Below are 374 nucleotides of genomic sequence, written 5' to 3' on the forward strand. Positions count from 1 at the left end.
ACCATCGGCCACGTTGACCACGGTAAAACCACCCTGACCGCCGCCATCACCAACGTGCTGGCCAAGCACTTCGGTGGTAAAGCTTTCGCCTTCGACCAGATCGACAAGGCACCGGAAGAGCGTGAGCGTGGTATCACCATCAACACCTCCCACGTAGAATACGACACCGCTACCCGCCACTACGCTCACGTAGATTGCCCGGGTCACGCCGACTACGTTAAAAACATGATCACCGGTGCTGCCCAGATGGACGGCGCAATCCTGGTAGTAGCAGCGACTGACGGCCCGATGCCGCAGACTCGTGAGCACATCCTGCTGGGTCGCCAGGTAGGCGTTCCGTACATCATCGTGTTCATGAACAAGTGCGACATGGT

1 protein-coding gene is annotated in these 374 nt (G+C 58.3%); it reads left to right on the plus strand.

What is annotated here, in order from left to right; all coding sequences use genetic code 11:
- Positions 1–374: GTP-binding protein (locus J9885_RS14895; protein WP_210549905.1), on the plus strand; the 374-nt coding region annotated here is incomplete at both ends.

It is taken from the genome of Aeromonas sp. SrichE-2G (genome assembly GCF_017939565.1).
Lineage (GTDB): Bacteria > Pseudomonadota > Gammaproteobacteria > Enterobacterales > Aeromonadaceae > Aeromonas > Aeromonas taiwanensis.